Genomic DNA, 686 nt, shown 5'->3' with positions numbered 1-686 from the left:
GGTCCTTTAAAACCTGGGTATAGGTATCATTCACGCTGCTTTTGGGGACGTTCAGATTTTCACTCGCCTCACGCGTAGGCGACAATATGATCGGAACTCCTCCCCATCCCCGTGCTAAATCAAAATACGATAAAGCCCGGACGAAATATGCTTCTCCTAATATCTGATTCCTTTGTGCTTCGGTGAAAAGCGCGTCATTTACTGCGGGAACAGCTTGTATAATGTAGTTTGCGGAAAGAATGGTTTGAGATATGGCAGCCCAGGCAGAACCGACATAACTATTATCGGCTGTAAGCTTATGGAGCACTACTTCCTGAGGTGCCGACTGAGAACCCATCCATTGAATATCTCCCCCCGACAAATAGGATAAGGCCGGAAAATTAGAGCCGTAGTAATTGTTACTCCCCAGCCTGTTATATAATCCATTCAAAGCGGTGGCCGCAGAAGCCGCATTGGTAATTGCTTTAGATTCATCAACCTGTAATTGAGGGTCAACCTCAAGAAATTCGGAGCATGAAGAGAAAAGCACAAGGGTTAAGAACATATAGATTAATCTTTTCATCACTTGCTCAAAATTTAAAGTGTAACATTAAAACCAAACTGAACCGTACGTGGAACCGGCGGTGTTCCAAGGTCGTAGCCCTGCACCAAAGGACTCGAAGTGACATTCACTTCCGGGTCCGGAC

The 686-nt window shown here is 45.5% G+C and carries 1 protein-coding gene; it reads right to left on the bottom strand.

All coding sequences use genetic code 11. From position 1 onward, the window contains the following. Positions 1–562, bottom strand: a 562-nt coding sequence (locus ACNOHI_RS24920) for a RagB/SusD family nutrient uptake outer membrane protein (RefSeq protein ID WP_420477418.1), incomplete at its 3' end; no start/stop codon positions are given. Positions 563–686 lie beyond the last annotated feature (124 nt).

The organism is Noviherbaspirillum sp. ST9 (assembly GCF_048799745.1).
Taxonomy (GTDB): domain Bacteria; phylum Pseudomonadota; class Gammaproteobacteria; order Burkholderiales; family Burkholderiaceae_D; genus Noviherbaspirillum.
This window is presented reverse-complemented; position numbering and strand designations above follow the sequence as displayed.